This window comes from Synechococcus sp. CC9311 (assembly GCF_000014585.1).
Taxonomy (GTDB): Bacteria; Cyanobacteriota; Cyanobacteriia; order PCC-6307; family Cyanobiaceae; genus Synechococcus_C.
Map to the genome: position 1 here is coordinate 354966 of NC_008319.1, position 16826 is coordinate 371791.

General features: G+C 54.4%; 16 protein-coding genes. 11 read left to right on the top strand and 5 right to left on the bottom strand.

Translation table 11 applies throughout. The features are described 5' to 3' along the window. Nucleotides 1-7 precede the first annotated feature (7 nt). The 7 genes from SYNC_RS01685 to SYNC_RS01715 all read left to right on the top strand — a co-directional run bounded on the left by SYNC_RS01685 (nt 8) and on the right by SYNC_RS01715 (nt 7003). On the top strand, nt 8-238 hold the full coding sequence (locus tag SYNC_RS01685; RefSeq protein ID WP_011618323.1) for a DUF2555 domain-containing protein: 231 nt from the start codon (nt 8-10) through the stop codon (nt 236-238). Further along, on the top strand, nt 228-1538 hold the full coding sequence (gene coaBC, locus SYNC_RS01690; protein ID WP_011618324.1) for a bifunctional phosphopantothenoylcysteine decarboxylase/phosphopantothenate--cysteine ligase CoaBC: 1311 nt from the start codon (nt 228-230) through the stop codon (nt 1536-1538). Before SYNC_RS01685 ends, coaBC begins: the two co-directional genes overlap by 11 nt. 197 nt (nt 1539-1735) lie before the next feature. Further along, a complete protein-coding gene (psbO, locus tag SYNC_RS01695; protein WP_011618325.1) occupies nt 1736-2557 on the top strand; it encodes a photosystem II manganese-stabilizing polypeptide in 822 nt (273 codons plus the stop codon). 104 nt (nt 2558-2661) lie between these two features. Further along, complete coding sequence (sat, locus tag SYNC_RS01700; RefSeq protein ID WP_011618326.1) at nt 2662-3831, top strand: sulfate adenylyltransferase; 1170 nt, start codon at nt 2662-2664, stop codon at nt 3829-3831. A 45-nt stretch (nt 3832-3876) separates the two neighbouring features. Next, nucleotides 3877-5730, top strand: coding sequence for an ATP-dependent zinc metalloprotease FtsH3 (gene ftsH3, locus SYNC_RS01705; protein WP_011618327.1), 1854 nt, complete (start codon nt 3877-3879; stop codon nt 5728-5730). After that, nucleotides 5705-6355 (top strand): bifunctional 4-hydroxy-2-oxoglutarate aldolase/2-dehydro-3-deoxy-phosphogluconate aldolase, encoded by a 651-nt coding sequence (locus SYNC_RS01710; protein ID WP_011618328.1) that lies wholly within the window; start codon nt 5705-5707, stop codon nt 6353-6355. The genes ftsH3 and SYNC_RS01710 overlap by 26 nt, the downstream gene beginning before the upstream one ends. A gap of 39 nt (nt 6356-6394) precedes the next feature. Continuing rightward, nucleotides 6395-7003, top strand: a complete 609-nt coding sequence (locus SYNC_RS01715) for a hypothetical protein (RefSeq protein ID WP_011618329.1) — start codon at nt 6395-6397, stop codon at nt 7001-7003. Nucleotides 7004-7015: 12 nt separating this feature from the next. On the opposite strand, the gene aroC is transcribed toward SYNC_RS01715, so the two are convergent. The 3 genes from aroC to SYNC_RS01730 all read right to left on the bottom strand — a co-directional run bounded on the left by aroC (nt 7016) and on the right by SYNC_RS01730 (nt 10077). Next, on the bottom strand, nt 7016-8104 hold the full coding sequence (gene aroC, locus SYNC_RS01720; RefSeq protein ID WP_011618330.1) for a chorismate synthase: 1089 nt from the start codon (nt 8102-8104) through the stop codon (nt 7016-7018). A 54-nt stretch (nt 8105-8158) separates the two neighbouring features. Continuing rightward, on the bottom strand, nt 8159-8635 hold the full coding sequence (locus SYNC_RS01725; RefSeq protein WP_011618331.1) for a cupin domain-containing protein: 477 nt from the start codon (nt 8633-8635) through the stop codon (nt 8159-8161). Between the two features lie 161 nt (nt 8636-8796). Continuing rightward, on the bottom strand, nt 8797-10077 hold the full coding sequence (locus tag SYNC_RS01730; protein WP_041426310.1) for a glycosyl transferase: 1281 nt from the start codon (nt 10075-10077) through the stop codon (nt 8797-8799). 10 nt (nt 10078-10087) lie between these two features. On the opposite strand from SYNC_RS01730, the gene SYNC_RS01735 reads away from it, so the two are divergent. The 3 genes from SYNC_RS01735 to SYNC_RS01745 all read left to right on the top strand — a co-directional run bounded on the left by SYNC_RS01735 (nt 10088) and on the right by SYNC_RS01745 (nt 13226). After that, the gene (locus SYNC_RS01735) at nt 10088-11908 is read left to right on the top strand and encodes an alpha-amylase family glycosyl hydrolase (RefSeq protein WP_011618333.1); all 1821 of its coding nucleotides are present in this window, start codon (nt 10088-10090) and stop codon (nt 11906-11908) included. Then, complete coding sequence (locus tag SYNC_RS01740) at nt 11905-12714, top strand: HAD-IIB family hydrolase (protein ID WP_041426311.1); 810 nt, start codon at nt 11905-11907, stop codon at nt 12712-12714. Before SYNC_RS01735 ends, SYNC_RS01740 begins: the two co-directional genes overlap by 4 nt. A gap of 89 nt (nt 12715-12803) precedes the next feature. Beyond that, nucleotides 12804-13226: an OsmC family protein gene (locus SYNC_RS01745; RefSeq protein ID WP_011618335.1), complete on the top strand. Its 423-nt coding sequence runs from the start codon at nt 12804-12806 to the stop codon at nt 13224-13226. A gap of 260 nt (nt 13227-13486) precedes the next feature. On the opposite strand, the gene SYNC_RS01750 is transcribed toward SYNC_RS01745, so the two are convergent. Then, nucleotides 13487-15022 (bottom strand): bifunctional orotidine-5'-phosphate decarboxylase/orotate phosphoribosyltransferase, encoded by a 1536-nt coding sequence (locus SYNC_RS01750; RefSeq protein ID WP_041426312.1) that lies wholly within the window; start codon nt 15020-15022, stop codon nt 13487-13489. Here SYNC_RS01750 and SYNC_RS01755 point away from each other — a divergent pair. Next, nucleotides 15009-15254: a hypothetical protein gene (locus SYNC_RS01755; protein WP_148201802.1), complete on the top strand. Its 246-nt coding sequence runs from the start codon at nt 15009-15011 to the stop codon at nt 15252-15254. The two genes, SYNC_RS01750 and SYNC_RS01755, sit on opposite strands and share 14 nt — an antisense overlap. Here SYNC_RS01755 and SYNC_RS01760 read toward each other — a convergent pair. After that, the gene (locus SYNC_RS01760; protein ID WP_083756084.1) at nt 15228-16691 is read right to left on the bottom strand and encodes a transporter substrate-binding domain-containing protein; all 1464 of its coding nucleotides are present in this window, start codon (nt 16689-16691) and stop codon (nt 15228-15230) included. The genes SYNC_RS01755 and SYNC_RS01760 overlap by 27 nt on opposite strands. Between the last annotated feature and the right edge of the window lie 135 nt (nt 16692-16826).

Here is a 16826-nt window from a genome sequence, read left to right on the forward strand (position 1 = left end):
ATGCAGAATGGGTTCTTCGCTTCAGGGAGCCAGCATGCCGATCACGCCGGAATCTCTGGACGCGTTTGACGACGACAAGGTGGCTTTGCTTGCTCAGCGCCTTGAAGACGACGACTACCCCACCCCTTTTGATGGCCTAAGTGATTGGCATCTGTTGCGTGCATTAGCGATCCATCGGCCGGAGCTCACAGGGCCATATGTCCATCTAGTTGATCAGGAACCCTTCGATGAAGATTGAGGCCTCAAGGCCTCTGGAGGGGCGTCGCCTCGTCGTGGCGGCATCAGGAAGCATCGCTGCGGTCAAGACCCCTCTCCTTGTGAGTGCGTTAGTGAAGGCAGGCGCCGAGGTGCGTTGTGTCATCACCTCCAGCGCCTCGCGCCTTGTCAGCCCTGTGGCGCTTGCCAGCCTGAGTCGTCACCCTTGTTTGCAAGATCAGGATCAGTGGGATCCATCGCAATCTCGGCCGTTGCATGTGGAGCTAGCGGAATGGGCGGATCTTGTGGTTGTGGCTCCCTTAAGCGCCACAAGCTTGGCCCGTTGGACTCAGGGACTCGGAGATGGGTTGCTGGCCTCCTTGTTGTTGGCTTGCGAGCGGCCTGTGGTGGCGGCCTCAGCCATGAACACCGGGATGTGGAGTAACCCTGCAGTCCGTCGTAACTGGGATCTCTTGCAACGGGATCAACGGGTGCTGTGCCTGGGACCAGAGCCTGGTTTGTTGGCTTGTGATCGAATCGGAGAGGGGCGAATGGCCGATCCCGCTTTGATTCAATTGGCGGTTCTTCATGCTCTTCAGCAAGGCAGCCAGAAAAGGCAATTGACGCGTGATTGGAGTGGTCGTTCCTTACTTGTCACCGCTGGCCCAACGGTGGAAGCCCTGGATCCTGCCCGCATCGTGAGCAACCGCAGCAGCGGACGCATGGGCGTGATGCTCGCGCAAGCGGCTCGGTGGCGGGGGGCCCGGGTTGACTTGATCCACGGGCCTTTGCAGTTGCCAAACGCCTGGCTTGAGGGGTTGTCTTGCCACCCTGTGGAGTCGGCGCAAGCGATGGAGTCAGCACTTATTGAGCTGCAACCCGATGTTGATGCGGTGGCGATGGCGGCGGCGGTGGCCGACCTGCGCCGGCGTGGTGGCGCTCTTCCTGAGAAGCCCGCGAAGGCTGCATTGGAGAGCGTTTTGTCAGACCAAATGGAGCCTGTCCCAGATCTATTGGCCGGTTTGGCTGAGCGCCGACCCCCTGGTCAAGTGCTCTTGGGATTTGCTGCTCTCAGCGGTCACGTCGATTCGCTGCTGGAACGGGCCCGTCACAAACTCTCTGCCAAACAATGCGACCTGTTGTTTGCGAATCCCATTGATCAGCCCAATCAGGGGTTTGGTTCGCATCGGAACGGAGGCTGGTTGCTCAGGCGCGATGGCTCACAACAGCCCTTCTTGCCCCAATGCAAGCTCGAGCTCGCCAATCGCTTGCTGGATGAGATCGCCATGCAACGGACCGCGCTGCATGGCCTCCATTCGCAGGACGTTATCTCAGACGTTTAATCCTCTGATGATTGCCTGAGAGCATTTTCAGGCACTGTTCAATTGTGCCGTTCATCGGTTTCGAGACGCTCCCTTTACAGCCCGCAACGCGAAGGCTTGTTGAGAGCTGCAAAAGGCTTGCCGGAACGCTCGTTTTCCCCTTGTAAGATCGAAAAATCGGTGGATACCGTCTTCGTCCGGCTAATCAGCTTTCTTCTATGCGCATCCGTCCCCTGCTGGCCATGGTGCTGGCCCTCTGTCTCTTCGTTGTAACCGCCTGCAGTGGTGGTGCTGAGGCCATAGATCGATCCAACGTCACCTATGACGACATCCGCAATACGGGCAAGGCCAATGATTGCCCCACCCTTCCTGATTCGGCTCGTGGCTCCATCAGCCTCACGGCAGGCTCCGCTTACGAACTGCGTGGGATCTGTATGCATCCGTCCCAGGTTTTCGTGAAAGGTGAACCCGCAAATAAGCGTCAAGAAGCGCAATTCGTTGAGGGCAAAATCCTCACCCGTTACACCTCGAGCTTGGATGAAGTCTTTGGCGATCTCAGCGTTGGTGCGAACGGCCTGAGCTTCAGTGAAAAAGGCGGCATTGATTTCCAGCCGATCACCGTCTTGGTTCCTGGTGGTGAGGAATTCCCCTTCACCTTCTCAAGCAAAAACCTTCAAGCCACGGCTGATGGTTCATCACTCACAACAAGTACTGACTTCAACGGCACTTACCGCACACCTAGCTACCGCACCAGTAACTTCATCGATCCCAAGGGTCGCGCCTTAACCACTGGTGTGGACTATCCCCAGGGACTCGTCGGTCTTGGTGGTGATTACGAGGAGCTTGAGAGCGAAAACGTCAAGCGCTACATCGATGGCACGGGCGAGATGAGCTTTTCGATCACCAAGGTGGATCCGGAAACCGGTGAATTTGCTGGCGTCTTCACGGCGATTCAACCCTCCGATTCCGACATGGGTGGTCGCGAAATCGTTGACGTGAAGATCAGTGGAGAGGTCTTCGGTCGTCTTGAGGAGGCTTGATCCCTCCAGTTCAGACACATTGATCCAAAAGGAGGGCTGAGGCCCTCCTTTTTTTCTGTCTTCTGGGAGAATCTCGCCATCCCTGATCCAGACACGAATCGCCGATGACTGCCAGTTCCTCTTCCTCACAGCGCTCCGGGGTGATTGCTCCTTACGGAGGCACCTTGGTGGATTTGATGGCGTCAGCCACGGAGCATGCCGCGCTGAAGGCTTCTGCCACCACAAGCATCGAATGTTCCGATCGCAATGCCTGTGATGTTGAGCTGCTTGTAGTGGGTGGATTCTCTCCAGAGCGCGGATTCATGCATCAGGCCGACTACGACTCCGTTGTTGCCGGGCATCGCACCACGTCTGGATACCTGTTTGGGTTGCCGATCGTGATGGATACCGACCGTGAGGACGTCGCGGTTGGAGACAAGGTGTTGTTGACCTACAAAGGTCAGGATCTCGCTGTTCTCACCGTTGGTGATAAGTGGGAACCCGACAAGGTTGTCGAAGCCAAAGGTTGCTACGGCACCACCTCGCTAGAGCACCCTGCGGTGCGCATGATCGCCACGGAGCGCCGTCGCTACTACCTCGGTGGTTTGATTCAGGGCTTGCAGCTTCCGGAGCGTGTCTTCCCTTGCAAAACGCCAGCTGAGGTCCGAGCAGGCCTCCCCGACGGCGAAGACGTGGTGGCATTCCAGTGTCGTAATCCCATTCATCGCGCCCACTACGAGCTCTTCACCCGTGCACTGCACGCCCAAAATGTCAGTGAGAACGCCGTTGTGCTGGTCCACCCCACCTGTGGGCCCACCCAGCAGGACGACATCCCTGGCGCCGTCCGCTTTCAGACCTATGAACGCCTGGCAGCAGAAGTGGATAATTCGCGCATTCGTTGGGCCTATCTGCCTTATGCCATGCACATGGCGGGTCCTCGTGAAGCCCTGCAGCACATGATCATCCGCCGGAACTACGGCTGCACGCACTTCATCATTGGCCGGGATATGGCTGGCTGTAAATCCTCCCTCTCCGGGGACGATTTTTACGGACCATATGACGCGCAGAATTTCGCCAAAGAATGTGCTCCTGAACTGACGATGGAGACCGTTCCTTCCTTGAATCTCGTCTTTACCGACGAAGAGGGGTATGTCACTGCGGAACATGCGGAGGCCCGCGGTCTGCATGTCAAAAAGCTCAGCGGCACCCAATTCCGCAAGATGCTTCGCAGTGGCGAGGAGATCCCGGAGTGGTTTGCGTTCCGCAGCGTGGTTGAGGTCCTTCGGGCCTCCTGACGTTTTCAATTTCTATTAACATTCCTTCATCAGAGGCGAAGAACCTTGAACAAGCGTTGGCGCAATGTGGGGCTTTATGTCCTGCTCGTAGTGGTAGTGATCGTTGTGGGTACTGCGTTCCTTGACCGCCCAGATCCTGCAACTGCAGCCCGCACGCTGCGGTACAGCGACTTTGTGGAATCCGTTCAGGAAGATCAAGTCAGCAGAGTTTTGCTGTCTCCCGACCGGGGAACCGCTCAAATTGTTGAGACCGATGGTCGTCGGGCGGAGGTCAACCTCGCTCCGGACAAGGATTTGCTGAAGATGCTGACGGATCACAACGTTGACATTGCGGTGCAGCCTTCACGCCAGCCAGGCGCTTGGCAGCAAGCAGCAACCAGCTTGATCTTCCCGCTGCTGCTTCTTGGCGGCCTGTTTTTCCTGTTCCGCCGCGCCCAGGGTGGCGGCGGCGGCGGTGGAAACCAAGCCATGAATTTCGGCAAGAGCAAGGCACGGGTCCAAATGGAGCCCACCACACAAGTTACCTTCGGTGATGTGGCTGGAATTGAAGGCGCCAAGCTCGAGCTCACTGAGGTGGTCGACTTCCTCAAAAATCCAGATCGTTTCACGGCTGTAGGAGCGAAAATCCCTAAGGGTTGTTTGCTTGTTGGCCCTCCAGGTACAGGTAAAACGCTGCTCGCAAAAGCAGTGGCCGGTGAGGCAGGAGTGCCCTTCTTCTCAATCTCAGGTTCTGAGTTTGTGGAGATGTTCGTGGGTGTTGGTGCCAGCCGTGTACGCGACCTGTTTGAACAGGCCAAGAAAAACGCCCCTTGCATCGTGTTCATTGATGAGATCGATGCAGTCGGTCGACAGCGTGGCGCTGGTCTTGGCGGAGGTAACGACGAGCGTGAACAAACCTTGAACCAGCTCCTTACGGAGATGGATGGTTTTGAAGGCAATACCGGAATCATCATCATTGCTGCAACCAACCGACCTGACGTATTGGATTCAGCCCTAATGCGCCCAGGGCGTTTCGATCGCCAGGTCACGGTTGATCGTCCTGACTACGCCGGACGTCTCCAAATTCTTGGCGTCCACGCCCGCAGTAAAACCCTCTCGAAGGATGTTGACCTCGACAAGGTGGCTCGCCGGACTCCTGGGTATACAGGTGCTGACTTGGCCAACCTTCTCAATGAAGCCGCCATCCTTGCGGCCCGCCGCCAACTCACTGAGGTGAGCAACGACGAGATCAGCGATGCGATCGAGCGCATCATGGTGGGCCCCGAGAAGAAAGATCGGGTGATGAGCGAGCGTCGCAAGCGTCTGGTTGCTTATCACGAGGCTGGCCATGCACTGGTGGGTGCTTTGATGCCTGATTACGACGCTGTTCAGAAGATTTCGATCATTCCCCGTGGCAATGCTGGTGGTTTGACCTTCTTCACACCGAGCGAAGAAAGGATGGAATCTGGCCTTTATTCACGCACCTATCTTCAAAACCAAATGGCTGTGGCGTTGGGTGGCCGGGTTGCAGAGGAGATCGTCTATGGGGAAGACGAGGTCACAACGGGTGCCTCCAACGATCTCCAGCAGGTAGCTTCAGTGGCCCGTCAGATGGTCACTCGCTTTGGGATGAGCGACAAGCTGGGCCCTGTTGCCCTTGGCCGTGCTCAAGGAGGCATGTTCTTGGGTCGTGACATCGCGGCTGAACGTGACTTCTCAGAAGACACTGCCGCAACGATTGATTCTGAAGTCTCTGATCTTGTTGATGTGGCCTATCACCGTGCCACCAAGGTGCTGAACGACAACCGTTCTGTTCTTGATGAGCTCGCTGAAATGCTGGTTGAAAGCGAAACTGTTGATTCTCAGGAGTTACAGGATCTGTTGATCCGACGTGATGTACGAATTGCTGAGTACGTCTGATCGTCAGCAGTGGTTGATGGCCTCGTTGCGCCGTCAGCCACTCATCGTTGTTTTGCGGCCTAAGGAGAGTGATCTCCTTGGGCCGTTTTTGCAGTCACTGTTGTGTCAACGCCTCGATCAATTGGTTGATCTTGGTGTCCATCACATTGAAATTGCCTGGATGGACCACTCGCACTGGAGTGATCTGATAACGGCAATCCGCCTGCGGCATCCAGCCCTTCAGCTGGGAGTCGCGTCTGTCACGTCTGAACGCGGTCTCCAAGCAGTGATCGATCTCGATCTGCCCTATGCAATGTCTCCGCTCTTGGATCAGGGCCTGGTCTTGATGGCTCATCAACACAACTGTTGTTTTGTTCCTGGTGTGATGACGCCAACCGAAATTCGGCAAGCTTTTGTTCTTGGTTGCCATGTTGTGAAATTGTTTCCAGCTGTTGTGCTCGGCCTCGATTACCACCGGCAGATTTCAGCGCCGATGGGGGATCTGCCCTTCATGATTGCTGCCGGAGGCTTGACTGTGGCCGACTTGGATCCATGGCTATCAGCTGGTTACGACGCGATTGCTCTCGGTCGTGGCGTTCTCAGTACCACGGATGCCATCGCTGATCTACGTGATTGGTTGACGTGAGTCTTATCTGCTACAGATGGGATAGTGATTTGATTTCGAATGTCTCAGTTGTCCATCAAGCTGAGCGACAAGGCGGATGCTCTGATCGCGCAATTGCAGAAAGAGATCTTTAATCGTCGCCGTAAAAAGGTCACGGCAGCTGGCGTTGTTGAGACCTTGGTTGAAAGTGGTGCACGCTCTCAGTCCGACAAGCGCTTTGCCACCTCTTGGGTCAATCTGATAGAAGACATTGAGAAGGCTGCAAAGCTGGCCACTGCGCATGGCAGCAAGCCCTCATCCCTGACGGATGAGGAATGGGTCATGGTGTTGAGTCATCGCAATCGTCAAGTCTCCAAACCGCGTCAAGCCAGCAAAACAAGCAAAGCCAGTAAAGCTGTGCAGGCTGATAAGCCTGCTGCTGCCGGTCCAACGGCATCAACGAAAACCAAACAAGCCTCCTCCTCCTCGCGGGTCGCTAAAGCTCGGGTAACCAAGACAACAAAAACGTCCACCACGTCGTTGGCCTCAGTCGGGAAACCACGCAAGGCGCGCCGTGCCCGTAAGTCGAGCACTGATTCCACGTCGGCTCGCTCCACTGCTGGCCGCATGGCGAAAGCGGCAGCACAGTTGGCTAGCAACAATGGGATTAAGTCTCCGGCCAGAAGCTAGGGGTTGCTCAGATCACCAAAGGCTGCACTGCCCCTGCTGCCTGAGAAGGTGATCGGCAAGCACCAAGGACACCATGGCTTCCACCATCGGAACGGCTCTTGGCAAGACGCAAGGGTCGTGGCGTCCTTTTGCTGAGAGCGTGGTGGCCTCCCCTGCCGCGTTGATGGTCTGTTGCTCCTTGCGGATGGTGGCCGTTGGCTTGAAGGCCACGCGGATCAAAATTGGTTCGCCATTGCTGATCCCTCCTTGAATGCCTCCGGAATAGTTGGTGGCCGTATGCAAGGTTCCATCCTGGGTGGGCAGAAACGCATCGTTGTGGGCACTGCCCTTCAGCAGAGTGCCGGCAAATCCCGATCCGATTTCAAAGCCCTTGGTGGCGGGCAGTGACATCACGGCTTTAGCCAGGTCAGCTTCTAACTTGTCGAAGACGGGCATTCCCAATCCCGTGCTCGCTTTCCTCACCACGCACTCAATCACCCCGCCGCAGGAATCTCCCTCTTGGCCGATCGCTTCAATGCGTTGAATCATCTGTTCGGCCATTCCTGCATCAGGGCAGCGCACGATGTTGCCTTCCACTTGTTCGGGTGTGACTGAACTGGGATCAACGCTCGCCTCGAGATCGTGGATTTGCTTCACCCAAGCGATGACTTCAGTGCCATTGGCTTGTTTCAGAAGCTGCCTGGCGATAGCTCCCGCTGCAACACGTCCAATCGTTTCCCGCGCTGAGGCCCTGCCACCGCCACTGCGGGCCTGAATGCCGTACTTCACCTGGTACGTGGCATCGGCATGGGAGGGGCGAAAGGCCACTTCCATGTCTTTGTAGTCCTGAGGTCGTTGGTCCTTGTTGCGCACCACCATCGCAATCGGTGTACCCAGGGTCACCCCATCGAGTAAGCCGCTGAGAATTTCAACTTGATCGGCTTCTTTCCTTGGGGTGGTGATGCGACTTTGCCCCGGACGTCTGCGGTCGAGGTCTGCCTGAATGGCTTCTAGATCTAATTTCAGCCTGGGCGGGCAGCCATCCACAATGACGCCCACGCCTCCACCATGGGATTCCCCAAAGGTGCTGATCCGAAACAGTTTTCCGAAGCTGCTGCCCATGGGGCCTCCCTGCTGGGATGAGCGTAATCAGTCGGGTTCATTGTGGAGTTCTGATCAGATCAGATCAGGAAGCGCTGCCGTTGGACGTTCGCTTTCTGGAAGATCTCTGAGCATGGTGAAATCTTCAAAGCTGAATCCAGGTCCAACACAACAACTCACCAGGCTGTAAGGACCTTCGGCTTTGGCGGCCTGCCAGTGATCCGCTGGAATGACCTGAACAGGGTTATGCATCGACAACACCTCTCGAGTGGCCTGATCAGCCTTGGGCTTGAGGCACCACAGACTTAGGGGTGCTCCTTGTAGATGGGTCCACACCTCATCGGCATGGCTCACCCTGTGCCACCGACTCAGCGATCCTGAATCCAAGAGATACAAGATTGTGCTGATGGCACAGCGCTGTTGCTGATCAGGTCGAATCACAAGCACAGAGCTTCGATGCAGCTCGCGATACCACCCGCCCTCTGGATGGGGTTGCAGCTTCCATTCCTCTACCAGCTTCTCAACGACTTCTGAAGGGTTGCGTTTGTTCATACCATCCATTCTCCTCCTTTGAGATCGCCAAGCCTGCCCAGGCAGAGCCCTCTGGCCTGACCTCTATTAAGCCAATGCTCTGCTGCAACTTGTCATGGTGTCTGCTGCTGCCCAACGACAACGACAGATTGAAGTTGGATACTGGTGGCCCAACTTGATGTTCATGCTGCTGTCGCAGGACGTCTCGGTGGACAGGCCATCAGGGGGCGATGGTGATGACGACGTGGTGTTCTGTTGGGAGCTGCAGTGATGTTTCGTTTTTGGCCTGCTTCGGCAAGGTCTGCTTGTAAGCGTTCGGTGCAGCACAGCAACCTCGACCAGCTCGGGAGCTGATGGGCGACTGGCGCTGCCATCAAGTCCTCAACTTTGGGACGCAACAAGGTTGCGAAGCTCTGGACAGCAAGTTCCTCGCTGTGTCGGTTGTAAGGCAGACGATTGATGGCTGAATCCAATCCAAACTGTTGGACACGGTCTTCGCCCACGCGCCGGAACAGCACTTCAAGCGTTGGGATTTGGTCTGGAGACAACATCCGACCCTCATGCTCCATGAGTCCACGAAGCACCGTGGCAAAAATTTCACCGGCCATGCGTTGCAACCCCTCAGAGGGAGCATTGCCCAGTGTTTTGTGCTTGTGATCAAACAAGCCGAGATCCACTTGGGCGATGCGCCGAGGAGCCACATGGCGATACACCTCCGAAAGCAAACCAATTTCGAGTCCCCAGTCGGAAGGAATGCGCAAATTCATGGCCAGATCTCTGGTGAACGCGAACTCGCCGGCTAAGGGGTAGCGAAAGGATTGGAGATAGCGCAAGTAAGGCATCGGGCCAAAAATCTGCTCCAGGCTGGTGAGGAGTGGACCCACAAACAGGCGTGTTGCCCTTCCATGGAGAGATTGGGTCTCGAGCGAAAGACGGCTGTAAAACGCTTTCACGTAAGCCACACCGAGAGAGGGATCCAGCAGCGGTCGCAGCATTCTTTGTGGATACGCCGGTGAAAAGGTGCGGATGTCGGCATCAAAGAGTCCAACGATCTCAGCGTTCCTGCAAGCCACACCAAGTCCTTGCCACACAGCCCAGCCTTTCCCGGGTGGTCCGGTCACATTGAGGCCAAGGGTCTGAAGAGACTGCAGTGATTCGGCAACGGCAGGGCCATTCGTCCAGTGCACGCGCACCGGAAATGGCATGTCAGAGAAGAAAGCTTCCGCAGCGGCGACGTCGTCGCTGGTCTCTGCAGACAACGCGATCACAAGTTCTTCGAGGCCGCTTAGTTCTGCCAGCACCTCACGGATCAGTCCGAGCGCAGGTCGGCTGAATTCTTCCATGAGGCACGGGATCAGCAAGGACGTTGGGCGTTGCCTCAGCTGACGACGAAAGTCTGGGAGGTCCAGCTTCCCGAGCCCATAATCATGAATTGTGGCGATTAATCCCTGCTGAAAATCCATGCGGTGATCAATGCGACAACAATTTGCGGAGCTCTGTTCCATACCTGATGCACTTGGCAAAGGCACGGTGTCGAAGCTGTTAATGGCGCATAAGTGGTTGCCATCGCTTCTGACGGAGCTCTATGAACACCATTCTTCGGAGGATCTCAATCTGCTGTCGTCGCAATTGCTGCATTCCGAGCGGTCCGCTTCGGAGAAGGCCGTTTCAGAGTCGCTTGATGTTGGGAGTGCGGACGCAACGGCAACGGGTGCGCGTTGGGATTCCTCGAGTTGTGTGTTGATTGCCTATGCCGATACGGTGAGTGCCGATGATCAGCCTGGGCTCCGTTGTTTGCAGGCCCTTCTTCACGAGCATTTCAACGGGCTCTCATCCGTCGTGCATGTGTTGCCCTTCTTGCGCTCAACCAGTGATGGCGGTTTTGCCGTTGCCAGTCATGAGGAGATTGAACAACGCTTCGGTGATTGGAATGACTTGGCCGCGTTAGCTGAAGGCCGCCAGTTGATGGCTGATTTGGTTCTCAATCACATTTCAGCGTCTCACCCTTGGGTGCGAGCTTTCCTGAAGGGAGAGCAACCTGGAGCGCGATGTGTGTTGGCTGCTGCTCCCAACCCTTGTTGGGACAATGTGGTGCGCCCGCGTAGCTCAGCCCTCTTCACCACATTGGCAACAGATCGGGGCCCAGAAACGGTCTGGACCACGTTCGGACCCGATCAAGTTGATGTGAACTGGCGAGAGCCTGAAGTGTTGTTGGGGTTCACACGACTGCTCGATCTTTTTTGCAGTTATGGCGTCCAATGGTTGCGCCTTGATGCCGTGGGGTTTGTTTGGAAAGAGCCTTTGAGTGATTGCATCCATCAGCCTCAGGCTCATCGGTTGGTGGAAGTGTTGCGTCTTCTCTTGGAGTCGCGATGTCCTCAGGGAGTGGTGGTGACAGAGACGAATGTCCCGGAGCAGGAAAATCTGTCTTATTTGACCACGGGTTCTGAAGCGCACCTCGCCTACAACTTCCCATTACCTCCGCTGGTCCTCGAGGCATGTCTCAGTCGTCGTGCTGATCTGCTGAACAACTGGCTGGCGCGTTGGCCTCAGCTCCCTCAGGGAACAGGCCTGCTCAATTTCACGGCATGTCATGACGGGATTGGTTTGCGGCCACTCGAAGGGCTGATGGAATCCGATCGCTTGCTCCAGTTGCTGAAGCAATGCGAGCAGAGGGGTGGCTTGGTGAGTCACCGGCGCTTGGCGGATGGACTGGAGGTTCCTTATGAAATCAACATCAGCTGGTGGAGTGCCATGGCGGCTCCAGGGAGGGATCCATCACACCATCAACGAGCGCGTTTTTTGTTGACGCAATTGTTGCTGTTGACGTTGCCCGGTGTGCCTGCGTTTTATTTGCCGGCGTTATTGGCAACTCCTAATGACAATGCCAGATTTCTCCTCAGCGGTCATCGGCGCGATCTCAACCGTCCTCAATTTCAACTCGACCGCCTAGAGCGTTTGTTGGTTGATGTTGAAAGCGATACCCCTCAGGTGGTGGCGTCACTGCAACAAGCGATGGCTGTCCGTCGTGGCCAGGCGGCGCTAGATCCCTTCGCCCCAATGAAGGTCCTGAGCGAAGGGCGCTCTGATCTGGTGATTCTGCAGAGGGGTGAAGGGGCAAGCACTCTGTTTGCGATTCACAATTTCAGTGATGTTCGCCTCAGTTTCCCTTTAAGCACCCTTGCTAACGCCACAGGGTGTGTTTGGCATGACGTTTTGAAAGGACATTCTCTTGTTGCCGGCCAAACGGCTCTCGATCTTGAGCCGTTTGCTGTGCATTGGTTAACTCGATGACTAAAACAGATGCTCTGTGCTCAATCCCCTGGTGGGTCGTCACCGATCTCGATGGGACCCTGATGGACCATGACTACAACTGGGAGCCGGCACGGGAGGCGATTCGTGGCTTGCAGCTAAAGGGAATTCCGGTGATTCCCTGTACGAGCAAAACGGCGGTGGAGGTGAAACATTTCAGGGCTGCCGTTGGGTTGAAGGACCCGTACATCGTTGAAAACGGAGGGGCTATTCATGGGGAAACCAGTGATGGTGAGCCATGGGAGCTTGTATTGGGATGCCCTGTCGCTGAGCTTCGCCCGGTTTTGCTTGAGCTTGAGCAGTTGCTCAGTGAACCATTGCAACCTATTGACGCACTTTCGGATCAAGAAGCTTTCGACCTTCTTGGGTTGCAGGGCAAAGCGCTGCAGTTGGCGTGTACGAGATGTTGGAGTTTGCCCTTTGTTCCCCCTTCCGCATCAGCGCGGCAACGGTTGCCAGATCTCGCCAACCGGCTTGGATTCGCTGTGGTTCAGGGCAACCGTATGGGTCACCTACTCGGAGTCGATGTCAGCAAGGGTCGAGCGCTTGAGGTTTTGAAGCAGCGCCGTGCTGGCTCTCCCGTGCGGGTGCTCGCATTGGGTGACTCTCCCAATGACCAGCCCCTTCTTGATGCTGGTGATCTCTCCGTTGTGGTGCCGGGTGCGAATGGTCCCCATCCGGTCTTTGCTGAAGCCATTGCTCAAGGCCGCTATCAGTTGGCTTCTGCTTGCCATGCGCAGGGCTGGGCAGAGGCGGTCTTTCAGTACATTCTCAATGAACAGAGCTGATGCTGAACACTTCAATCTTTTCCTCAAAGACTGAGTGAAACGCTCGCCTAAACGGGAGCAGACTTGAACAGAAGAATGATCAAGCACGGATGACAGCGATTCAATGCCGATATACAGGTGACTTGCACTGCACGGCTCAGCACGGACCCTCGGGGTCCGTCTTGAACACCGATGCGCCAACTGATCATGACGGCCTTGGCGAAAGCTTTTCGCCGACTGACCTACTGGCGACAGCCCTTGGAACCTGCATCTTGACCATCATGGGTCTCGCCGCACGGCGCCGCGGCTGGGACCTCGTTGACGCCAGCGTCATCGTTGAAAAAACAATGACAACAGAAGGACCGCGCCGCATTGAAAGCCTTCAAGCTCAGATCAGCCTCCCTGTTGCCCTTAGTCAGGAACAGAAGACCTTGCTGAAGCGTGTCGCGAATGATTGCCCCGTTAAACGAAACCTCGACACTTCAATCACGATTGATTTGATCTGGAACGATGCAAGTTCTACGGCTCTCTAGTTGATTTGGCAAAGTCATCCAGGCCAAGAGACTTTGATGAGACTCCAATTCATTCCAATTTAAGTTTGTCGCGAATCAACGCAGTTCACCTTTTCGAGGTAGGTGTGTTTAGACCAAGGGAATAGATGTTGTTGTCTACTGTGATGCAGCTACGTCACCACCCGATGCGAATGGATTTGAGCGGTAGTGCTTTCACCTGCATCAAGTAGATCCCAATTTGGTGCTCGCGGGACAGCTCACATTCCTTTTGGCTCTGTTAATTATTTTTCAGTGTGCCGTAGCTCTTGTGCCTGATCAGGACTGATTCGATCCGAGGTCTCGAGCACATGGCTGATGGTGTCAAGTGTGAGTACGGCTTGTAGCTTCACTCCGTGGCTCTGTAAACGCTGTTTGGCGCGGAGATCATGGATTCCACCATGGTCTAAAAACACCACCACATCACGCACGTTCAAGCCAGATGATTCGAGCTTGCTGATTCCCTCCATCACGCTGCCGCCGGTAATCAAGATGTCATCGACCACTGCCACGGTCTCCCCCTTCTTGAACTCTCCTTCCACCATGCGCCGGGTTCCATGGGCCTTCACTTCTTTCCTTGGGTAAATCAGTGGCTTATGCAATTGCAATGACAAGCCAGTAGCGGTGGGTAAAGATCCATAAGGAATCCCTGCAATGCGATCGAATCGCAATGGCCTTAGTACCTGGGCATAGCAATCGAGAACGCGATGAAAAAGAGCGGGATCAGAAATGATCTGACGAAGATCAATGTAATAGTTGAAAATTTCACCGCTTGCTTGCTTAAATTCCCCGAATAGAAGGCAGCGAATGTCGTACAAATCGATCACAAGATCCCAAAGGTCTTGATCGATTGGCTTTACACCATCTTCCCTAACCGTCGTGATGGAGTCATCCTGATTTGATTGATCCGAGTGGGGCCAGATTCTGCATTGTTCCGGATGGATTGCATCGGTATGTGCTCTCTCTTGGAGATGTTGGTCGCGAATTCGATTGATTCTTCCTTTGAGCGTTGAGGTCTGTTCATTGATATTGTTTCCATTCAGCAAATTTTGAGGAAGTGGAATCAACAATCCATCTCCCATCTTGTTTAGGCCGTTTTTGAGCAGACATTGCAAATTCCCTTCCTCACCCCAGAGCGAGCGGAGCATGACAAATCGTTCGGGTGCTGCTTGTCGCACATCAGCCAATATTGCTGGGTCACTGGTGCCGACTTCAAGCAAAAGTTGTTCGGGTGTCCCCCAGCTCTGGCTTTCTCGCACCACTTTTAAATAGAAAGGATTGTGGTCGTTGGGATGATGTTGAAGATCGTGGGCAGCAGGGTTGGAGCTATGGCAATTAATGAAGACTCCTTTCCCTGGGTATAAAAGGAAAGGAGCTGCAATGTCTTGACCAGCGAAAGGATTGAGTGTTACGGCGTCGGCATGCAGGGATTGGAACAGGTAGGCAGCGATAGCGCTCGAGCTATTGAGATCTCCATGCTTGATATCGATAATGAGCGGCAGGTCTGGAGGCAGCAGTTCACGCACCTCCAAGAGCAGCTCCACTCCAGCCGAACCCATAGCTTGATAAAAGCCGAGGCTTGGTTTGTAGGCACAAACATGATCAGCCGTTTCTTCAATTACGGACTTGCACCATGACCGGGCTTGGCTGAGCAGTGATCTGCCGTTGAGTCCGCGCAGGTCTGCCCAGCTGCGCAGCATTTCAGGATTAGGATCAAGGCCCGTCACCAGCAGCGACTTCCGACTGCTCATCGCATCGGTGAGTGCCGTGAAAAAGCCCATGGCTCTTGGGATTGATTCTTCCAGAATGGGCTCTGATCAGATTGTTCGTGACTCTGATCCATCAAATGAAGCATTTGATGATGGCAGCGATGTCGATGGCGTGGTTTGGCCTGAATGGCTCAGATCCGCATACTCAATAAACTCAGTACAAATCAATACCTTCCTTAATCTCATTGATTCACAGCCCGTTATGGCAGGTGACCAGTTAAGTCTTGCTCATGAAGGTGGATGATTTGATGCCGCGTTGCATCACCACTAGCCTGGACAATAAGCATCCGAGAGTCGTGAATAGTACGGCAAGATTCATTGGCAATGTATGCAAATTGTTGGAATTTGCGTACATTGAGATGAATATCGATAGCATTAATCCCCAGAAGAACGAGAGTTCGGCGTAGAAGTCGTGCCGAAGGGTCGGATGGCTTGCATCGGCTCGAATTACATCACGAAGAATGGCTCCGCCTGCTCCAGTCATGGCGCTGAAGATTGGCCCCCAGAGGAGCAAGGGATTGCATTTTTCCTCAACGGCCACGATGACTCCAACCACGGTGAAAGCTGATAAGCCGAGGGCATCCAAAACTTGAACGGCTTTTTCTCCAAAATGAAATTTGCTTAGCTGGCTTGGCAAACCGCGTAGGTTCGTAAGCCTTGCTATCAAGTGACTGATCAGCACGAGTGCAATCACAATCATCATGTTGTGAGTGGATTGAAGGACTGCTGGTTGATCTCGATTTGCAATCAAATCCCTGATGATGCCGCCACCAAAAGCGGGAAGACTTGCAAGCACGAGTGCGCCAAATAGGCTGAATCGATCACGTCGCGCCAGCAAAATCCCGGAAAAAGCAAATGCTGCCGTACCAATCGTTTCTAGGATGAAAAACCATGGCTGGCCTGCAGTCATGGCCAATAAGGAAGGGAAGAGATAATCGCGAACGATTTGGTTGTAACGTCCATCGCCTTTAAGCTTTTGCATCGCTTGATCAAATGCGGAAACGAGCGCTGGTGATGTGGTGCGACGACTGAAAAGGGCGACAATTGGACCTGAGAAGATGTGATCTTTGCCGGCAATTAGATCTCGACTGAGAGATTCTTCCCAAATCAAAGTGCTCCCCACGAGGCGATCGATAGCGACTAAATCAACCTTCCCGTTCACCAGATTCTGTAGATTTTCGATGTCTGTTTTGACTGATGTCCATCGATTTTGATTGGATTGATCCTTGAGGAATCTATCGATGGCATCTCCGTAGTAATACCCAGATACAACACCTAGCCGAAGCTTGCTTGAAGGGAATGATTGCTTAAAGACATCAGGCCGAAGCATTGCGATCGCGCTCGATTCCGATCGTCGACTGATCAAAATGATGTCTTCGTTTCGATAAGGGGCTGAAAAGTAGGCATAGCGCTCACGCTCTGGCGTGATAAAAGCTCCTCCAGCTACATCTCGCATGCCCTCACTGATTTCTTGTTGATGAACCTCCCAGTCCACTTGAGGTAGTTTTAGTGTTAGTCCCAATTCCTCCTCAAACACCTCTTTCAATAACTGAACATCTAAGCCAGTAAGTTGGAGTCGGTCATTACTATTCTTTTGAAGATATTGATAGGGCTTCCAGGGGTACCAACCTCCCTGGATGACATTTAGTTCCGAGGCAGAGACAGAGGTCGTTACGCTCATGACCAGAACCATTGACACCAATGCGATGGCTAATGTCTTGAGCTTCACGGATCCTTTTGTCTTGATTTTAATGCTGCTCTAATTCGGATCAATGCCATCCATCCGCCAACAAGAAAACACGATTGACTCAGGCAA

Excerpts from the sequence above, each read along its gene's own strand:
- SYNC_RS01685 (WP_011618323.1), top strand. The coding sequence starts at position 8 with ATGGGTTCTTCGCTTCAGGGAGCCAGCATGCCGATCACGCCGGAATCT.
- aroC (WP_011618330.1), bottom strand. The coding sequence starts at position 8,104 with ATGGGCAGCAGCTTCGGAAAACTGTTTCGGATCAGCACCTTTGGGGAA.
- SYNC_RS01745 (WP_011618335.1), top strand. The coding sequence starts at position 12,804 with ATGACAGCGATTCAATGCCGATATACAGGTGACTTGCACTGCACGGCT.
- coaBC (WP_011618324.1), top strand. The coding sequence starts at position 228 with ATGAAGATTGAGGCCTCAAGGCCTCTGGAGGGGCGTCGCCTCGTCGTG.
- SYNC_RS01715 (WP_011618329.1), top strand. The coding sequence starts at position 6,395 with ATGTCTCAGTTGTCCATCAAGCTGAGCGACAAGGCGGATGCTCTGATC.
- SYNC_RS01730 (WP_041426310.1), bottom strand. The coding sequence starts at position 10,077 with ATGGATTTTCAGCAGGGATTAATCGCCACAATTCATGATTATGGGCTC.
- SYNC_RS01725 (WP_011618331.1), bottom strand. The coding sequence starts at position 8,635 with ATGAACAAACGCAACCCTTCAGAAGTCGTTGAGAAGCTGGTAGAGGAA.
- SYNC_RS01750 (WP_041426312.1), bottom strand. The coding sequence starts at position 15,022 with ATGGGCTTTTTCACGGCACTCACCGATGCGATGAGCAGTCGGAAGTCG.
- psbO (WP_011618325.1), top strand. The coding sequence starts at position 1,736 with ATGCGCATCCGTCCCCTGCTGGCCATGGTGCTGGCCCTCTGTCTCTTC.
- sat (WP_011618326.1), top strand. The coding sequence starts at position 2,662 with ATGACTGCCAGTTCCTCTTCCTCACAGCGCTCCGGGGTGATTGCTCCT.
- SYNC_RS01735 (WP_011618333.1), top strand. The coding sequence starts at position 10,088 with ATGCGACAACAATTTGCGGAGCTCTGTTCCATACCTGATGCACTTGGC.
- SYNC_RS01710 (WP_011618328.1), top strand. The coding sequence starts at position 5,705 with ATGTACGAATTGCTGAGTACGTCTGATCGTCAGCAGTGGTTGATGGCC.
- SYNC_RS01760 (WP_083756084.1), bottom strand. The coding sequence starts at position 16,691 with ATGAGCGTAACGACCTCTGTCTCTGCCTCGGAACTAAATGTCATCCAG.
- SYNC_RS01740 (WP_041426311.1), top strand. The coding sequence starts at position 11,905 with ATGACTAAAACAGATGCTCTGTGCTCAATCCCCTGGTGGGTCGTCACC.